The 18,045-nt window shown below is 65.7% G+C and carries 15 protein-coding genes; 6 read left to right on the top strand and 9 right to left on the bottom strand.

Annotated features, from left to right (window positions below; all coding sequences use genetic code 11):
* The 4 genes from ACQP0C_RS28515 to ACQP0C_RS28530 form a co-directional block, all read right to left on the bottom strand.
* Positions 1 to 600, bottom strand: a complete 600-nt coding sequence (locus ACQP0C_RS28515; protein WP_433724847.1) for a dihydrofolate reductase family protein — start codon at positions 598 to 600, stop codon at positions 1 to 3.
* A 416-nt stretch (positions 601 to 1,016) separates the two neighbouring features.
* Positions 1,017 to 4,052: an excinuclease ABC subunit UvrA gene (gene uvrA / locus ACQP0C_RS28520; protein WP_433724849.1), complete on the bottom strand. Its 3,036-nt coding sequence runs from the start codon at positions 4,050 to 4,052 to the stop codon at positions 1,017 to 1,019.
* A gap of 116 nt (positions 4,053 to 4,168) precedes the next feature.
* Positions 4,169 to 6,265 carry an amylo-alpha-1,6-glucosidase gene (locus ACQP0C_RS28525; protein ID WP_433724851.1) on the bottom strand — a complete coding sequence of 699 codons (2,097 nt, stop codon included), beginning with the start codon at positions 6,263 to 6,265 and terminating at the stop codon, positions 4,169 to 4,171.
* On the bottom strand, positions 6,262 to 6,444 hold the full coding sequence (locus ACQP0C_RS28530; RefSeq protein WP_433724852.1) for a hypothetical protein: 183 nt from the start codon (positions 6,442 to 6,444) through the stop codon (positions 6,262 to 6,264). Before ACQP0C_RS28530 ends, ACQP0C_RS28525 begins: the two co-directional genes overlap by 4 nt.
* A gap of 619 nt (positions 6,445 to 7,063) precedes the next feature.
* On the opposite strand from ACQP0C_RS28530, the gene ACQP0C_RS28535 reads away from it, so the two are divergent.
* Complete coding sequence (locus tag ACQP0C_RS28535) at positions 7,064 to 7,696, top strand: response regulator (RefSeq protein ID WP_433724854.1); 633 nt, start codon at positions 7,064 to 7,066, stop codon at positions 7,694 to 7,696.
* Here ACQP0C_RS28535 and ACQP0C_RS28540 read toward each other — a convergent pair.
* Positions 7,693 to 8,475 (bottom strand): sigma 54 modulation/S30EA ribosomal C-terminal domain-containing protein, encoded by a 783-nt coding sequence (locus tag ACQP0C_RS28540; RefSeq protein WP_433724855.1) that lies wholly within the window; start codon positions 8,473 to 8,475, stop codon positions 7,693 to 7,695. The two genes, ACQP0C_RS28535 and ACQP0C_RS28540, sit on opposite strands and share 4 nt — an antisense overlap.
* Positions 8,476 to 8,611: 136 nt before the next feature.
* Here ACQP0C_RS28540 and ACQP0C_RS28545 point away from each other — a divergent pair, with 136 nt between their 5' ends.
* On the top strand, positions 8,612 to 10,351 hold the full coding sequence (locus tag ACQP0C_RS28545) for a GAF domain-containing sensor histidine kinase (protein ID WP_433724857.1): 1,740 nt from the start codon (positions 8,612 to 8,614) through the stop codon (positions 10,349 to 10,351).
* Between the two features lie 14 nt (positions 10,352 to 10,365).
* Here ACQP0C_RS28545 and ACQP0C_RS28550 read toward each other — a convergent pair whose 3' ends face one another.
* Entirely contained in the window at positions 10,366 to 10,773 is a 408-nt protein-coding gene (locus ACQP0C_RS28550; protein ID WP_433724858.1) for a hypothetical protein, read from the bottom strand.
* A gap of 259 nt (positions 10,774 to 11,032) precedes the next feature.
* Here ACQP0C_RS28550 and ACQP0C_RS28555 point away from each other — a divergent pair, with 259 nt between their 5' ends.
* The 3 genes from ACQP0C_RS28555 (at position 11,033) to ACQP0C_RS28565 (ending at position 15,121) form a co-directional block, all read left to right on the top strand.
* The gene (locus ACQP0C_RS28555) at positions 11,033 to 12,376 is read left to right on the top strand and encodes a diguanylate cyclase domain-containing protein (protein ID WP_433724860.1); all 1,344 of its coding nucleotides are present in this window, start codon (positions 11,033 to 11,035) and stop codon (positions 12,374 to 12,376) included.
* A 9-nt stretch (positions 12,377 to 12,385) separates the two neighbouring features.
* Positions 12,386 to 12,733: an antibiotic biosynthesis monooxygenase family protein gene (locus tag ACQP0C_RS28560; RefSeq protein ID WP_433724861.1), complete on the top strand. Its 348-nt coding sequence runs from the start codon at positions 12,386 to 12,388 to the stop codon at positions 12,731 to 12,733.
* An 84-nt stretch (positions 12,734 to 12,817) separates the two neighbouring features.
* Positions 12,818 to 15,121 (top strand): HelD family protein, encoded by a 2,304-nt coding sequence (locus ACQP0C_RS28565; protein ID WP_433724863.1) that lies wholly within the window; start codon positions 12,818 to 12,820, stop codon positions 15,119 to 15,121.
* Between the two features lie 74 nt (positions 15,122 to 15,195).
* Here ACQP0C_RS28565 and ACQP0C_RS28570 read toward each other — a convergent pair whose 3' ends face one another.
* The 3 genes from ACQP0C_RS28570 to ACQP0C_RS28580 all read right to left on the bottom strand — a co-directional run bounded on the left by ACQP0C_RS28570 (position 15,196) and on the right by ACQP0C_RS28580 (position 17,495).
* Positions 15,196 to 15,648 carry a universal stress protein gene (locus ACQP0C_RS28570; protein WP_433724865.1) on the bottom strand — a complete coding sequence of 151 codons (453 nt, stop codon included), beginning with the start codon at positions 15,646 to 15,648 and terminating at the stop codon, positions 15,196 to 15,198.
* A 470-nt stretch (positions 15,649 to 16,118) separates the two neighbouring features.
* Complete coding sequence (locus tag ACQP0C_RS28575; protein WP_433724866.1) at positions 16,119 to 16,535, bottom strand: DoxX family protein; 417 nt, start codon at positions 16,533 to 16,535, stop codon at positions 16,119 to 16,121.
* A 78-nt stretch (positions 16,536 to 16,613) separates the two neighbouring features.
* Positions 16,614 to 17,495 carry an AraC family transcriptional regulator gene (locus ACQP0C_RS28580; protein ID WP_433724868.1) on the bottom strand — a complete coding sequence of 294 codons (882 nt, stop codon included), beginning with the start codon at positions 17,493 to 17,495 and terminating at the stop codon, positions 16,614 to 16,616.
* Between the two features lie 53 nt (positions 17,496 to 17,548).
* Here ACQP0C_RS28580 and ACQP0C_RS28585 point away from each other — a divergent pair, with 53 nt between their 5' ends.
* On the top strand, positions 17,549 to 18,034 hold the full coding sequence (locus ACQP0C_RS28585; RefSeq protein ID WP_433724870.1) for a VOC family protein: 486 nt from the start codon (positions 17,549 to 17,551) through the stop codon (positions 18,032 to 18,034).
* The last annotated feature ends 11 nt before the right edge of the window (positions 18,035 to 18,045 follow it).

Genomic DNA, 18,045 nt, shown 5'->3' on the forward strand with positions numbered 1-18,045 from the left:
CTACTCCGCGGCTGCGCCGGGCGAGCTCTCGGCCGAGCGCTTCGCCGGTGCGGTCGGTCGGTATCGGACGTTGACGACCGCGACCGGATCGCCCTCGCCGACTCGATGGAGTCGGACCGGCGCACAGCCGGGGTTGTCGTACAGCCGGATGCCATCGCCGAGCAGGATCGGTGCGATGTGGAGGTCGATCTCGTCGATCAGTCCCAGTTCGAGGAGCTGACTGCCGATGGTGGGCGACAACACCTCGAGGTTCTTGCCGCCCGCCGCCGCCAGCCCGATCCGCACCGCCTCGGCGGGGCCACAGGTCAGGAAGGTGACTCCGTCGGCAGGCATCGCGTCCTCGGGGTGATGGGTCAGCACGAAGATCGGTCCGTGCCAGGCTCCGCCGTACGGGCGACTGTCGCCTGCCGCATTCCAACCGTCCCGACCTCCGAGCACGGCACCCGTGGTCTCGATGTACTCCTCGACAAGCCCCGGACGCGATGAGATCCCGGCCATCCAGTCCATCGCACGGTTCGGCCCCGCCACGAAACCGTCCAGCGACATCGTGAAGTGCCACAAGACTTTTCCACCCGCTACCTGCGACTCGGTGTCGCCCATATGCAGCCTCCCGCAATCTGATTGCGTTTTGCAATCGGTAGTTCCGACGGTAAAGCATCCGATAGCAGATTGCAACCAGATCAAGAGTGAGTTTTCGCCACGGCGAACCCCTGCCGGTAGCGGTAAATCTGGCCTATCTCGCCCTGGCCGTATTCGTGGCGTGGAGCCGCGTCGGCCCCGAGTCCTTCACCGGCTGACGCAGTGCGGCAGCTTCCGAAACAACCACCCGACCTGACGCGAGGTCCTGCACCCGGTGATCGTCGCGAATCGGAACACAGTCGAGGCGGCCACCAATCGACGCGGCTCGACGGGCGAGCCACACGAGCGCACGGCCCCAGCTCAGCGGTGGGTGCACCGACACACTCCTTGTCACACCGTTGAGGCGTGACGGTGTGACAAGGAGTATCTAGCCGAGATCAGCGCAGAGCAGCGGCTTTTCGGGAGGCGCGCTTCGCGGCGGCCGCATTGGGTACTGGGATCTTGCTCGCCGTCGCCTTCGCGGTCGAGGAGTTGTCCGCCCCCGCTTTGGCAGCGGGCTTCCTAGCCGGAGCCTTCTTCGCGGCCTTTTTGGCGGGCGCCTTCGGCGCGGTCGCGGCGGGGAGTGCCAGTACCTCCTTCAGGAACTGACCGGTGTAGCTGCCGCCGACCACCGCAACATCTTCCGGAGCCCCCTCGGCCACGACCGTGCCACCGCCGGAGCCGCCTTCGGGGCCCATATCGATCACCCAGTCCGAGGTCTTGATGACGTCCAGGTTGTGCTCGATGACGATGACCGTATTGCCCTTGTCCACCAGTCCATTGATGACCAGCAGCAGCTTCCGGATGTCCTCGAAGTGCAGGCCGGTGGTCGGCTCGTCGAGGATGTAGACGGTTCGGCCGGTCGAGCGCTTCTGCAGTTCGGCCGCCAATTTCACACGCTGCGCTTCACCGCCGGACAGTGTCGGTGCGCTCTGGCCCAGGCGGACATAGCCCAAACCGACGTCGACCAGCGTCTTGAGGTACCGGTGGATCGAGGTGACCGGCTCGAAGAATTCCGCCGCCTCCTCGATCGACATATCCAGCACCTCGGCGATGGTCTTGCCCTTGTAGTGCACCTCCAGGGTTTCCCGGTTGTACCGGGCGCCGTGGCACACCTCGCACGGCACATACACATCGGGCAGGAAGTTCATCTCGATCTTCAAAGTGCCGTCGCCCGAACATGCTTCGCAGCGGCCGCCCTTGACATTGAAGGAGAACCGGCCGGGCTGATAGCCACGCACCTTGGCCTCGGTGGTCGCCGCGAACAAGGTCCGGATCTTGTCGAACACACCGGTGTAGGTGGCCGGATTCGAGCGCGGCGTGCGTCCGATCGGGGACTGATCCACCTGCACCAGCTTGTCCAGATGATCGAGCCCATTGATCCGCATATGCCGACCCGGCACCTGCCGCGCACCGTTGAGCTTGTTCGCCAGCACCGTCGCCAGGATGTCGTTGACCAGTGTGGACTTACCCGAACCCGAAACACCGGTAACCGCGGTGAGCACGCCGAGCGGGAAGCTCACGTCGATACCACGTAGGTTGTGCTCGTTCGCCCCGACGACGGTGAGCTGCCGCTTCTTGCTGACCGGCCGCCGCACCATCGGCACCTCGATCCGCTCGCGGCCCGAAAGATAGGCGCCGGTGAGCGAATTCGCATCGGTCAGCAGTTCCTGATACGGACCGCTGTGCACCACCTGACCGCCGTGCTCACCGGCCAGCGGACCGATATCGACCACCCAGTCCGAGGCCCGGATGGTGTCCTCATCGTGTTCGACCACGATCAGCGTATTGCCGAGATTGCGCAGCCGAGTAAGGGTTTCGATGAGCCGACGGTTGTCGCGCTGATGCAGACCGATCGACGGTTCGTCCAGCACATACAGCACCCCGACCAGTCCGGACCCGATCTGGGTCGCCAACCGGATGCGCTGCGCCTCACCGCCGGACAGCGTCGCCGCCGCCCGCGACAGGCTCAAATACTCCAGGCCGACATCGAGCAGGAAGCCGAGCCGCGCCTGCACTTCCTTGAGCACCTGTCCGGCAATGGCGGTCTCCCGCTCCCCAAGGGTCAGCGCGTTCAGGAATGCCGAGCATTCACCGATCGACAACTCGCTCACATCGGCGATGGACTTCTGCTCACCACCCGAGGCGATGGTGACGGCCAGAATCTCCGGCCGCAGCCGAGCACCGTTGCAGACCGGGCACGGCACATCGCGCATATACCCGTCGTAATGCTCTTTCATCTGCTCGGATTCGGTGTTCTCCATGCGCCGCTGCAAAAACGGCATCACACCCTCGAAATCGGCGTAGTACGAACGCTTCCGGCCGTATCGATTGGTATAGGAGACGTGCACCTGATCGGAGCTGCCCTCCAACACCGCCTTGCGCGCCTTCAGCGGCAGGTCCTGCCACGGCGTATCCATGGAGAAGCCAATGGATTCGGCCAGACCCGACAGCAGCCTGGTGAAATATTCGGCGGTCTGCCCGCGCGACCACGGCGCGATCGCGCCATCGGCCAGGCTCAGCTCGGGATCGGGCACCACCAGATCGGGGTCGACCTCTTTGCGGATACCGAGACCCGTACAGTCCGGGCACGCACCATAGGGCGAGTTGAACGAGAACGAGCGCGGTTCGAGATCCTCGATATCGAGTGGGTGCCCATTGGGGCAGGCCAGCCGTTCGGAGAAGCGGCGCTCACGATCGTGCGCGTGCTCGTCGCGGTCGACGAAGTCCAGCACCACGATGCCGTCGGCCAACCGCAGCGCGGTCTCGATCGAATCGGTCAGGCGCTGTTTGGAACTCGGCTTCACCTGGAGCCGGTCCACCACGACCTCGACGTCGTGCTTCTCCTGCTTCTTCAGCTTCGGCGGATCGGTCAGCGGATACACCACGCCGTCGACCCGGACTCGCGAATAACCCTGGGTGTTCAGCTGATCGAAGAGATCGACGAATTCACCCTTGCGCGTGCGCACCACCGGCGCGAGCACCTGGAATTTGATGCCCTCCTCCATGGCGAGCACCTGGTCGACGATCTGCTGCGGGGTCTGCTTGGCGATGAGCTCACCGCAGACCGGGCAGTGCGGGGTGCCGGCGCGGGCGTAGAGCAGACGCAGGTAGTCGTAGACCTCGGTGATGGTGCCGACGGTGGAGCGGGGGTTGCGATTGGTCGACTTCTGATCGATCGAGACCGCGGGCGAGAGACCCTCGATGAAGTCGACATCCGGCTTGTCCATCTGCCCGAGGAACTGGCGGGCGTAGGCCGATAGCGATTCGACATAGCGGCGCTGTCCCTCGGCGAAGATCGTATCGAAGGCGAGGCTGGACTTGCCCGAACCGGATAGGCCGGTGAACACGATGAGACTGTCGCGGGGCAGATCGATGTCGATCCCCTTGAGGTTGTGCTCCCGAGCTCCGCGCACAGTGAGGCGTTCCGCCACCAGGTGGTCCCTTCTCGATCGTGTCGGTCCAACAGACGTGATACCCCCAGCGCCATGCTAGGCCGACCCACCGACAAGTTTCCCCGCGTGCCGCGCACACCGGGCATCCGCCCAGGTCAAGTATCCGATCGACGCAACTTTCCGGACAACCCACTCAGTTGCCACCCCTCATTGTCCACGGTGACCGTGAGCACATCCGCCCCCACCCGCACCCCGCTCACCCGCAGCGGCAGATACCGGTCCGGCACCGCGGGCGCGACCGAGGCCGATCCGCCGCCGGGTTCGAGCCGCAACATGCTCCGCATGAACAGCAGCGGCGCCGCGGACGCCCACGCCTGCGGCGAGCACGAGGTCGGATACGGCACCGGCGCGTCGAATTCCGCGCGATCGAAACCGCTGAACAGCTCGGGCAGCCGATAGCCGAATCGGGTCGACGCGTCGAGCACGCCGTCGATCACGCGGTTGGCGTGTTCGGTGTAGCCGTAGCGCATCAGCCCGGCGGCGCAGATGGCGTTGTCGTGCGGCCACACCGAGCCGTTGTGATAGCTGACCGGGTTGTAAGCGCCCATGTCGGTGGCCAGTGTGCGGATACCGAACCCGCTGAACATCTGCGGCGACAGCAGATGGTCCGCGACCCGGCCCGCCTTGTCCTCATCGATGATCCCGGTCCACAGGCAGTGCCCGATATTCGAAGTCAGCGCGTCGATCGGCCGCTTGTCCCGATCCAGACCGATGGCGAACCAACCACGCTCGGGCAGCCAGAACGTGGCATTGAACGCGGCCTTCAAGGCGGCCGCCTTGGTACGGAACCGGTCCGCGATCGCGTGATCGCCCATATCGACCGCCAGCGCCGCCCGCGCCAGATACGCCGCGTACACATACCCCTGGACCTCGGCCAGCGCGATCGGCGCCTCGGGCAATCGGCCGTCGGCGAAATTCACCCCGTCCCAGGAGTCCTTCCAGCCCTGGTTCGCCAACCCGTGCTCGGCCGCGCGCTCGTACTCGACGAATCCGTCGCCGTCCACATCACCGAAGCGCTCGATCCATTCCAGTGCCCGATCCGCATGCGGCAGCAGCTCATCCCGGGTTTCGGCATCCAGTCCCCATCGGTGCAGCTCACCGAGCAGCATCACGAACAGCGGGGTGGCGTCGGCGGTTCCGTAGTACACGGTGTCACCGCCGAGCAGCAGCGTCGCCGCCCGACCGAATCGCACCTCGTGCGGAATCCGGCCCGGCTGTTCCTCGGTCACCTCGCGAATCTCACTGCCCTGCAAGCCGGCCAGGCTCTGCAGCGTGCCGACGGCCAGCCGCCGATCGAGCGGCAACACCATCCAGGAGGTGAGCAACGAGTCCCGCCCGAACAGCGCCATGAACCACGGCGCACCGGCCGCGACCACCGCCCGCTCCGGATGCCCCGGATCGAAGATGCGCAGCGCGCCGAGATCGACGACAGCGCGGCGCAATACCGCGGCCAGCGTCTCGTCCCCGGTCCGGACCAGCGGCGAGTTCTCGTACCATTCCCGCATCCGCCGCGCTGGCGCGCTGTGCGATACCGACTTTCCGCACACGTGCCGGGGCGTCACGACCGATCCCAGTGTCGGCTGGTACTGAATGCACGCCGTCCAATCACCGCGCCCCGGCAGCTCCACCTCCCACCGCAATTCGCGATCGGTCACGGTCGCCCCCGCGGCGGTCACCGTCACCGCCAGGGCCAGATCGGTCCGGCTGATCTCGAGCGCGCCCGCCATCGCCTTGCTCTTGGTGACCACGATGGTGTCGCCGACCCGCCCCTCCTTCACCTCGAACAGATCCGCGAAATCGGCGTCGAGCTCCAGCGCCACCGCACAGCTGATCGCGGCACCGGACAGATTGCGCACCGTCAGGTCCTCACGCATACCGTCGCCGACATGCCGCGCGACACTCACCAGCGCGGTGCTGTCGGCGCGCCCCGGCCGCGGCGGGGTTCTGGCCAGCAGCGTCGCGCTATAGGGCTCAGCGTGCTGGACGGTGAGCGGCTGTGGGGGCAATCCGTCGACGGTCAGCCGCCATCGCGATAGCACCCGGGTATCGCGAACGAACAGTCCCTCGGGACGATTCGGGCTGATGACACCGCCGTCCTCGCTGATGCAGAACGTCGATCCCTCGACCAGCGTCACCCCGGCGACCGCCCGCGGCGCGCCCGGGTCGACACCGTCACCCCACGGGCTCGTCAAGCGACCGGCATGGACGGCATGGCCCGGCTCGTCCGCTCACCGCGCGGTTCCGGATCGTTGGGGCCCATCAGTGGACGCACCCGCTCAGTGTAATAGCGCCACCGCTCGGATTCGCGGATCTCGGTGATCATCACCAGTTTTCGGCGCGGGAGCCAGGTCACCTCGACCGGACGGTGCACGCCCTTACTCCGCGTTCATCCGACCCATGGCCAGCCCCGACGCGAGATTGCCGACCACCGCTTCGCTGCCGACCGAGGCGGGCGGCGGTACCGGCACTCACGGTGGCACGATCAGCCCGATTCTCATGGGCACGTCCATTCTTCGGGCACGGGCTGCGCATCGAAGGCCGAGACCTCCAGAATGGTGCGACCGTGCGCGAGCCGCCATTGCACACCGCAAGTGCGGCAGCGGAACAGGGTATCCCGAAGGTCGTCCAAGATGCCGATGGCGTCTGAACCGCAATCGGGACAGCTCTGCGGCGGACCGAAAATAGTGCCGAAATCGAGCGGCGCTGAATATGTCATTGTTCGAGATAACTGTGCATGGGGCCCTCCAGGCCACGCTGCCAAAGCCCTCTTTGAATGACTTTCGGCCATAGCATACCCGGAACCCCGATTCATACAAAAGCCTTTCGGATGGTCGGTTTCCGCCGTAGTTTCGTAACGCGCGCCGGTAAATTAGAGTCGTCATTTACTCGAAATTATCGGCTCCGACATACCGGTATGCGCCGCGACGAGATACCTTGTCGGAGTGAGACGAACAGGGGCGCGAGATCCCCTGCCGCGCATGGGAGGTCGCGTGATCACAGTGTTCCTCGTCGACGACCACGAGATCGTCCGACGCGGCCTCGTCGACCTGTTGGAGAGCGATCCGGAACTCACCGTGATCGGCCAGGCGGGCGACGTCGCCACCGCCATGACGGGCATTCACGCCCTGCAACCCGATGTCGCCGTACTGGACGTCCGATTACCCGACGGCAACGGCATCGAACTGTGCCGCGATCTGCTCGCCGAAATCGACGGTTTGCATTGCCTCATTCTGACGTCCTACACCGATGAGCACGCCATGTTGGACGCGATCCTGGCGGGCGCGAGCGGCTATGTCGTGAAGAACATCAAGGGCATGGAATTGGCGGCGGCCATCAAGGAGGTCGGCACCGGTCGTTCGCTCTTGGATAACCGCGCGGCAAGCGCGCTCAAAGCGCGGCTGCGCAGCAGCACCGAAAATGACGGACCACTCGCCGGACTCACCGAACAAGAACGCCGACTGCTCGCATTGCTCGGCGAGGGATTGACCAATCGGCAGATCGCGGCGCGAATGTTCTTGGCGGAGAAGACCGTCAAAAACTACGTATCCCGCTTGCTCGCCAAACTCGGTATGGAACGACGCACCCAGGCCGCGGTGCTGGCCTCCAAACTGCGCGAGAGTTAGCCGACGGGAACGACGATCGTGAGATCCCCGTCGTAGCGGCGATACAGCAACCTGCCGCGACCGGTATCGGCGTCGGTGAAGAACAGGAACGGCAGGCCCTTGCGGCATAGCCTGGTCACCGCCACCTCCTCGATCAGCGTCGGCGCGGGCTGCGTATCCATGAGCACCGACAGCGAATTCGTCGTCAGCGGCCTGTCCACCGCGGCCTCCGGCGCGGTGGTGGTGCGCTGCCTGGCCATCCGGATGCCCAGTGAATCCGCCCAGGACACCACAGCGTCCTCGCCGGTCTCGGCATCGACGAACAGGTAGGCGTCGTAATCCATCGCATTCAGCACCGCGGTCGCCTCGGCGGGCGTACCTGTCAGCAACGCACAGTGCTTCCTCCGCGCGATCGGGCGCGGCTCGGTGACCCTGGCCAGGGGCGGGCGCGCCGGATCGGGCCACTCGCGTGACTGTTTGGTCGCCAGCCGGGCGATCTGGCGGTCCAGCCGTTCCACGGCGAAGGTCACCGCGAAGCCGCGTGGCCCGGTGACCTGCACCCGGGTCGGGGTGTCGTGAATGCGAATGTTGGCCTGTACCAACGTCGGTTCGTCCGCATCCACCGGTGCGGTCACCCGCACCCGCGCCGCCGCGTCGAGGTGATGCCGGCGCAGCACCCGACCGATCCCCCGCACGGCCCTGGTCACATCCGCCGGCGGCACCGCGCCCCGGGTGGTCACGGCCAGTTCGGGATCGGCGGCGGTTGCCCACAGCTCCGACGAACGCAACGGCGAATTCATAGGACAGACCTACTTTCTATTCCCGGTCCGACCATGCCATCACCGCTACGACGTCGCGAACAGGGCCGAAAGTCCCCGATCGGCCAACTAGACTGGCCTACGCGCTGTTTCGCGCACACCAGAACAGGATGCCGATATGACCGACGAGTTGGTTAGCGGCCCCTATTCGGTACGCGACACGCTCTCGCAACTGCGGCTCCGGGAGCTCCTGTCCGAGGTCAAGGAACGCGTCGAGCTGATCATCGATTCACGCGACCGGATGGACGGCCTGGTCGAGGCGATGCTGACCGTCACCTCGGGCCTGGATCTCGACGAAACCCTGCGCGCCATCGTGCACACCGCGACCAGCCTGGTCGACGCCCGCTACGGCGCGCTGGCCGTGCGCGGCCACGAACAGCAGGTCACGCAGTTCCTCGATGAGGGCATGGACGATAAGACCAGGGCGGCCATCGGCCGACTGCCCGCCGGACACGGCGTACTCGGCGAGGTGTTCTCCCAACCCAAACCGCTACGCCTGGACGAACTGTCGAAACATCCGGCATCGGTCGGCTTTCCGGCGCACCATCCGCCGATGCACACCTTCCTCGGGGTACCCGTGTGCATCCGCGACGAGGTGTTCGGCAGCCTCTATCTGACCGAGAAGGCCAATGGCCAGCCCTTCACCGAGGACGACGATGTACTCGTACAGGCGCTTGCGGCCGCCGCCGGTATCGCGGTCGACAACGCCAGGCTCTATGAATCGGCGCGCACCAGACAGGCCTGGATCGAGGCCACTCGCGATATCGCCACCGAATTCCTCGCGGGCAGCGAACCCGATCTGGTGCTCGCGCATGTGGTCGATCACGCGCGCACCCTCACCGGATCGCACCAATCGTTCCTCGCCAGCACGGCGGCTCCACAAGAGCAGCTCGCCGCGGTATCCGAACTGGTCATTACCCAGTGGTCCGGTCCGGGCAGCGGATTCGACGGGCTGACCGTGGACGCCGAGGGCACCGCACTCGGCGAGGCATTCACCCGCCGCACACCGCTGCGCTTCGACGATGCCGCGCTGATCGATCTCGGCGTGCCGCTCGACGATGTCGGGCCCGCGCTGATCCTGCCGCTGTGCACCCCCGACGCCACCCTCGGCACCCTGGTCACCGTGCGTCCGATCGGCTCGCCGCCCTACACCGATGAACTGGTCGAGCTGACCAACGCCTTCACCGATCAGGCCGCACTCGCCATGCAGCTGGCCGAAACCCAGCGCCGGATGCGCGAACTCGATATCATCGCCGACCGCGACCGCATCGCCCGCGACCTGCACGACCATGTGATCCAGCGGCTGTTCGCCATCGGACTGACATTGCAGGGCGTGGTGCCGCGAGCCGAGGTTCCCGAAGTGCGCCAACACCTTTCGACGGTCGTCAGTGATCTGCAGGAGGTGGTCCAGGAGATCCGCACCTCCATCTTCGATCTGCACGGCGGCAATGGCAGCAGCATCCGGCTACAGCAGCGGATCGAGGACGCGGTGCGCCAGCAGTCCGCCGACGCGCCGCTGCGGGCCACCGTGCAGGTGACCGGTCCGCTGTCGGTGCTAGAGGCCGAACTGGCCGATCACGCGGAGGCGGTGGTGCGCGAGGCGGTGAGCAATGCGGTGCGGCATTCCGGTGCGGCGACCGTCACGGTGGAGATCAGCGTGGCCGATGACCTGACCATCGTCGTCACCGATGACGGCTGGGGCATCCCGAATCACGTGATCCGCAGCGGATTGCGGAATTTGGAGCAGCGGGCCGAGAAATCGGACGGTCATTTCACCATCGGCCCGGCGGTGGCGGGTATGCACGAACCGGACGGCATGCCCGGGACGAGGTTGTGCTGGTCGGTCCCCCTGCCGTGAGCAATCGGCGCGGCTCAGTCGACGGAGCCGAGCACCGCCATCGAATTGTTCCCGCCCACGCCGAGCGACAGCTTCACCGTGATCCCGCCCCCGAATAGCGTGGGACCGTCCAGCAGAGTTGGCCACGTCGCCGAGCACCGTCGCGTGCAGCACGCCGACGGTGCCGCCCGGCCGCCACCCGCGCGCGGACTTGCGTCGGCGATCGCCTCGCGACCCGCCTCCTGCAGCGCGCCTCCGTAGATGCTGCTGCTCACCAGGGGATCGCCGCCATCGGGGATCAGCGCTACCCAGGCATGCTCATCACGGCCCGTGCCGTAGCCGGGCTGGAGCGTGACCGCCGACTTACCGCTGCGCAACCCGTGCCACAGCGTCTCCCGACCCCGGCCGTACCCGGTAACGGCACCGATTCCGACGATCGTCATATGATCGTGATGGTGCTCTTCGCGCGTCGAGTTGGTACCCGGCCTGGCATCGTTCCCTCACGGACCTCCCCGACCCGACCGACGTTCGGCTCGGGAATGTGCGTAGATCCGGGCTTTGTAATGATCATCGGACAGCGCCCGATGAAGTGCCCGAACTGTGATCGAAGCAATAGCGTGGACGATGTGATCTTGGCGACGTCGAGACCAGAATAATCCCATGTTCCAATGGCCATAACCGGGTCGACGATCGGGGGTTCGAGTGGATCAGGACAAGGCGGCCGACGTCGGTATCGAGGCCGAGCAGCTCGCGCAGCGCTACCGATCCCTGGTCGAACACACCCCGGACGGGATCGTGGTGCACGAGCGCGGCACCGTCGTCTACGCCAACCAAGCCACCGTGCGCATGCTGGCGGCCGAGAGCGCCGACCAGGTGATCGGCCAGCCGCTGACCCGTTTCGTCCATCCCGATTCGGTGCCCGGCATGCTGGACCGCACCAGCGGCCTGACCACCGCTGGCGCCGCGACCGAGCCCACCGAAATGGAGCTGGTCCGTATCGACGGCGAGACCGTCCCGGTCGAGTCGGTGTCGGTACTCACCGCATGGCACGACCATCTGGCCTATCAGGTGGTCATCCACGATCTCACCGCGCAGCGCGCCGCCGAGGCCGCCCAGCGCCGGGCCGAACAGCACTTCACCACCGTCGTCTCGCAGTTGGAGGAGGGGGTGGTGGTGATCGATCGCAACGGCCGCATCGAATCGGCCAATCCCGCAGCCGTGCGCATCTTCGGCACCGACGACCGCCGCGAACTCGTCGGCGCCACCATCGACGAGCTGCCGATGGTGCTGCTGGACGCCAATGCCCAGCCACTGCCGCCGAGCAGGCATCCCGTCGCGCGGACCCTGGCGACCGGCGAGACGATCACCGGCTATATCTTCGGCGTCGACCGCCACGACGGGCAGCGCCGCTGGCTCTCGGGCAGCTCACGCCTGCTCAATCCGGGCGACCCGGATTCGCCGGCGGTGTCGTCATTCGCCGATATCACCGAATTCCGGGCCAGCCGAAGGCAACTGGAGTACCAGGCCACCCACGACTCGCTGACCGGACTGGCCAACCGCTCGCTGATCCTGTCCCAGCTCGCCAATGCGCTGGCCACCAGCGAGGATCTGCCGGTATCGACGGTGCTCTTCATCGACCTGGACGGTTTCAAGGCGATCAACGACACCCTCGGCCACGCCATCGGCGACACCGTATTGCAGATCGTGGCGCAGCGGCTGCAGCGGGCGTTGCGCGGCACCGATCTGGTCGGACGGCTCGGCGGCGATGAGTTCCTGGTGCTGCTCGCCGGACGGACCCGGCGCGTCGATATCGATTCCCTGGTGCGTCGCCTGCGCTCGACCATGGCCGAACCGATCATCGCCCGCGGGCACCGGATCGAGGTGAACGCCTCGATCGGCGTCACCGAACTCGAAGAGGGCGATAACCGCACACCCGAGGCGGTTCTGCACGACGCCGATCTGGCGATGTACCGGGCCAAGCCGACCGGACGCCGGGAAGGCACCGATCCACTGGGCCGCAGACCCAATAACACCCACGCTTCCTGAAGGTTTTGCATGATCATCGAACACGCCCTGCTCCCCGTGCGCCCTGAACAGTCGGCGGCCTTCGAGGCGGCATTCGCCGAGGCCAGGCCGATCATCGCGAGTATGCCGGGCTTCCGGTCGCTATCGCTGTCGCGGTGCGTCGAGGCGCCCGACACCTATCTACTGCTGGTGGGATGGGAGCGACTGGCCGATCATGTCGATGGCTTCCGCGGGTCCGCTGGATACCAGCGCTGGAAGCAGTTGCTGCACCACTTCTACGATCCGTTTCCCGTCGTCCAACACTTCACCCCGGTCCACGACAACCCACTCACGGACCCTCTACCTGCGGTTACAGCGAGCACGCCGAACCAGCAGTAGACTCGACAACTCTGTTTTCCGAGCGTTCGCGGGCAACGTAGTCTGCGTGTGCACCCGGCTCATCGCGGTGACAAGGAGTTCAGTTTGCCCGACCGTCTCACTCAGGACCGTGCCGTACCCGACGGCGCACCCGAGCGGAACCGCGAGATCGACCAGGAGCAGACATACCTGTCGGTGCTCTATGAACGACTCGACGGTATGCGCGAATACGCCACGAATCGGCTGCGCACCGTCCTGCTGGAAACCGGTGGCACCCCGCAGGCTCGCACCGAACGCGAATCGTTCAGCCAGCTCTACTCCGAGGATCTGGCCAAATACGATGCCGCCGAACACGGCCTGTGTTTCGGCCGCATCGACCTCGACGGCGACTCCGATGCCGAGTACCGCTATATCGGCCGCCTCGGCATCCTCGACGAGAAGGACGATTACGAGACGCTGCTGCTGGATTGGCGTGCGCCCCTTGCCCGTCCGTTCTATCTTGCGACGACCGCCGCCCCGGACGGGGTGATCCGGCGTCGGCATATCCGATCCCGCAATCGGCGGGTCACGGCCATCAACGACGAATACCTGGACCTCGAGGCCGCCCGCACTGCGGGAGTGGCCGATGGCGAGGGCGGGGTCGGCAGCGAGAGCGCGCTGCTCTCGGCGCTCAATGCCGCCCGCACCGGCCATATGAACGACATTGTCGAGACCATCCAGAGCGAGCAGGACGCGATCATTCGCTCCGAGCACAAGAGCGTGCTGGTGGTTCAGGGCGGTCCCGGCACCGGCAAGACCGCCGTCGCGCTGCACCGCGCGGCCTACCTGCTCTACACCTACCGCCAGCAACTGGCCAAGAGCGGCGTGCTCATCATCGGTCCGAACGCCACCTTCCTCGACTACATCGGCCAGGTGCTGCCCTCTCTCGGTGAGACCGGTGTGTTGCTGTCCACCATCGGCGATCTGTATCCGGGAGTTAAGGCGACCCGCGAGGATTCGCTGCGCGCCGGGGAGATCAAGGGCTCGCTGGCCATGCTGGAGGTGCTCAAACAGGCGGTGCGCGACCGTCAGGAGGTGCCCGCCGACCCGATCCGGCTGAGCTTCGACGGCTATCCGGTGACCCTCGACCGCAAGATCGTCACCAAGGCCCGCGGCCGGGCGCGCTCATCGCGGCGCCCGCACAATCTGGCCCGCCCGATCTTCGCCTCCTCGGTCATCGACGCGCTCACCGAACAGCTGGCCCAGACCATGGGCGCGGATCTATCCGGGGGCCAAAGTCTGCTCAGCCGAACCGATCTCGCCGAGATCCGGGACGAAATGCGTGCCGACCCGGAGATCCAGACGACCATCGGCAAACTGTGGCCGATCCTGTCACCGCAGGACGTGCTCGCCGATCTGCTGGCCGATCCGAAGCGACTCGACCGCGCCGCGAGCAGTCTGGATCCGACGGACCGGGCCGAGCTGGAGCGCTCGGACAACGGTGAATTCAGCGCACCCGACGCACCGCTGCTCGACGAGCTCGCCGAACTGCTCGGCATCGACGACACCGAGGAACGCGAACGCGCCCGCCGCCGCTGGCGGGCGCGGCTGGCCGAGGCCCAGGATGCGCTCGACATCCTGACCGGTTCGGCCCCACAGGATCTCGAGGACGAACTCGATCCGGAGATCTTGATGGCCTACGACCTGATCGATGCCAGCCAGCTGGCCGAACGTCAGGATGTGCGCAGCCGGCAGACCACCGCGGAACGCGCTGCGGGCGATCGCAATTGGACCTACGGTCACGTGATCGTCGATGAGGCGCAAGAGCTTTCGGAGATGGCATGGCGGATGGTGATGCGCCGGATTCCGAACCGGTGGGTCACTGTGGTCGGCGATGTCGCCCAGACCGGCGATCCGGCGGGCGCGTCGTCCTGGCAGGCAATGCTGGAACCCTATGTGGCACAGCGGTGGAAGCGCACCGAGTTGACCGTGAACTACCGCACCCCCGCGGAGATCATGGCGGTCGCCGCCGATGTGCTCGCCGCGATCGATCCGATCGCGGCGGTGCCGCGGTCGGTGCGCGAGACAGGTGTGAAACCGCGCGCACACGGCGTCGAACCGAGCGAATTGCGAAGCACGGTAGCGGATTTGGTCGCGGCCGAGACCGGACCCGGCACCACCGCGGTCATCACACCGCACGCGCTGGTCGCGGATTTCACCGAGCTGGCCGCCGAATCCGTCCGGGTGCTGACGGTGCACGAGGTCAAGGGTTTGGAATTCGACGCGGTCTATCTGGTCGAACCCCACGGCATTCTCGACGAATCACCGCGCGGGCTCAACGACCTCTACGTGGCACTGACTCGAGCGACGCAGCGACTCACCGTGGTGCACACCGCGGAGCTGCCGCCGGTGCTCGGCGCACTGGACTGAGTTCCCGACCGCGAAAACAACAGCCGCACATTCCCGACCACTCGGGGATGTGCGGCTGTCGTAGCAGGTCTGACTTACCTGACGGTGTGCACGATCAGCACATCCGAACGCGACTTGCGGGCCACATCCGAGGGCACCGAGCCCAGCAGCCGTCCGGCCAGGGTGTTCAGGCCCCGGTTACCGACGACCAGCAGATCGGCCTCGACCTCCTTGACGAGCCCGAGCAGCGACTCGACGGGCTCTCCGACGATCGCTCGCTCGACGATCTCCTCGGCCCCCGCCGAGACCGCCCGGTCCCGGGCGGTGCGCAGGATCTCGTTGGTGGGCGCGGAGCCGCGCACCTGGTAGGCCTCATCCTTGAGCACATCGGCGGCCGCGGCGACGTCGCGATCATCGGTCGGGTAGTAGGCGCAGGCCACGACCAGGGTCGCACCCGCGGCCCCGGCCAGCGCTGCGGCCTTATCGACGGCGACGTACGACGAGTCCGAGCCATCGGTACCGACGACAATGGTCCGGTAGGCGGTCATCTTTCCTCCAACTGTGGTGTCGGGTGCCTGCCACGGTGCCACTCTGGAGTCGTGGCACCAGCGCGGCGACTGGGGTCGACCATAGCGGCAAATCGGCCGGATATAGCAGAAATCGCAACACATCACACTCCGGGATGTTCCGGGTTTACCGACACAGGTTCTCCCAGCGAATGCCGGGGGGCCTTTGCGACCTGGGCGGATCTAATTTCTGGGTCCGCGAGCTGTGATCCATCACAACGCGCAGCGAACGTTCTTGTGCCCCTGGGATATTCATCACATATCCCGGACATGGCCGCTATCCGGCGGGAACATGGGCCCGACCGGGACAGTGCGGAACGCACTCATCCGGCCACACACCGTCCATCCGGTTGCACAGTTACCGCGCTGGGCTCGGTTCGCACGATAAATGCGATCGAGCCGATCGAGCGCACAATATCGGCGTGCTCGACACCAATCCGGCCGCGCCGAATCTACAGACAGGTGAAAAGCGGGCCGGTGATGGTCAATCCGAGTTCGTCGACATGTGCGAAGAATGCGAACAGCATCAGCGAAGCGCCGGTGAGGGCGAGATCCTTATTGAAATGGATCATCTCGCCCTGTTTCGCCTGCGGATCGGACTCCTTCCAGAACTGGTGCATCAGCAATGTCGTCGAAAGCAGCGTGACCGCCAGCAGCAGCGACCCCAGGTCGGCCCATACGCCGAGCAGCACACTGAGGCCACCGAGCGCGAACACCACGCCCGCGGCCAGTACCGAGATCCGCGGCAGCGGCAGACCCCGGTTCTTGGCGTAGTCCGTCATCGCCTCCGTCTGTGTGAAATGCCCTGCCGCCGAACTCAGGAACAACACCGAGAAGAGCACCCGCCCGATCAAGACCAAGACATCCATGGCCAACTCCTCATTCGCTGATGCGAAGGCCGATTCCCGACTCCGCATTCGACTGGTCGAACGCGATCGGTCTCGCCACTACATTCTGGTCGGAATGACCTTCGAAGTCACCTCATTACGGGAGCGTAGCGAATTCTTGGCATATTCCAGCGGAGCCATTCCGACCTCGGCGGTGAACTCCCGCGAGAAATGTGCCTGATCGAAATAGCCCAACTCGGTGGCCAGCGCGGCCAGATCTCGAGTGCGACCGCGCGCCAGCAGATCGGCGCCGTCCTGCAGCCGATATCGGCGCAACACCCATTTCGGTCCGGCCCCGATATACCGCCGGAACATTCGCTGCAATGTGCGGATCGGGATATCGAACCGGTCGGTGACCTGATCGACCCGGGTCAGTTCTAGATCGTGTTCCATCGCCGCGACGATGCGCAGCACCAGCCGATAGTTGGGATCCGCCGCGGCCTGTCGGCCGATCAGAAAATCCTCGATGATGGTGCGGCGCTGGGTATCCGAAGGTTCGGCGAGCACGCGGTCGGCCAGGTCCTCGGCATCGGGCAGCACCTCGGTGAGCGGCACCGCGGTGTCCCGGAAGGCACCGACATCCAGGCCGGTGAACGCGCCGAAACCACCCGCGCGGAACCGTGCGCCGAAGGTCTCCCCCACACCGCTGAGCTCGCGGACGTACTTCGTCGTGCAGACGCCGTTGACGAAACCGCCGGTTCGAGTTTCGGTGCGTTCGAAGGTGACGTTCACGCACGGAAACGGCAGCACCTCGGCGTAATACGGCGGCCTGCCGGTCAGATCCCAGCGCACCGACCAATACCACTCGACGAATCGGCCGACCTCGGGCCCGGCGGACAGGCGCGCCAGCGATCGATGCCTGGCTTGTTCGTCCGGATGCAGAATGCCCTTCACACTGTCGGGCGCGGGCACCGGAACCGGCTCGTCATAGGTCCCGGTCACGGCTGTCGCTTTCTTACAAGACCATGCGGTCGCGATAGACCAGGCTTATCGGCATGAGCGAAACCGTGAATACCGAGACCGTGAATCCCATTGCCGATGGCTATCACTCCATCACCTGCTTCCTGGCGGTTCCCGACGGAAACAAGGCAATCGAGTTCTACTCCAACGTCTTCGAGGCCGAGGTGATCAGCCGCAACGATCTTCCCGACGGTCAGCCCGCGCACGCCGAACTGAAGATCGGCGACTCGACCCTGCAACTGGGTATGCCTATTCCGGACAACAATGTCCTGGCCCCCAATGGCGAATGGGTGCACACCTCGATCGTGCACTACTGCCCCGATGTCGACGCGGTCATCAAGCGCGCCATCGACAACGGCGCCCGCAGTGCGGAGGAGCCGCAGACCTTCGTCACCGGCGACCGCTTCGGCGTGGTGATCGACCCCTTCGGTCACCGCTGGGCGGTGCTGACCAAGGTCGAGAACGTCTCTCGTGCAGAGGCCGAGCGCCGCGTCAACGAGTGGTTGGCCACCCAGAGCTGAGCAACCCCGAG

The organism is Nocardia sp. CA-129566 (assembly GCF_050956075.1).
In the GTDB taxonomy this organism is placed as follows: domain Bacteria; phylum Actinomycetota; class Actinomycetes; order Mycobacteriales; family Mycobacteriaceae; genus Nocardia.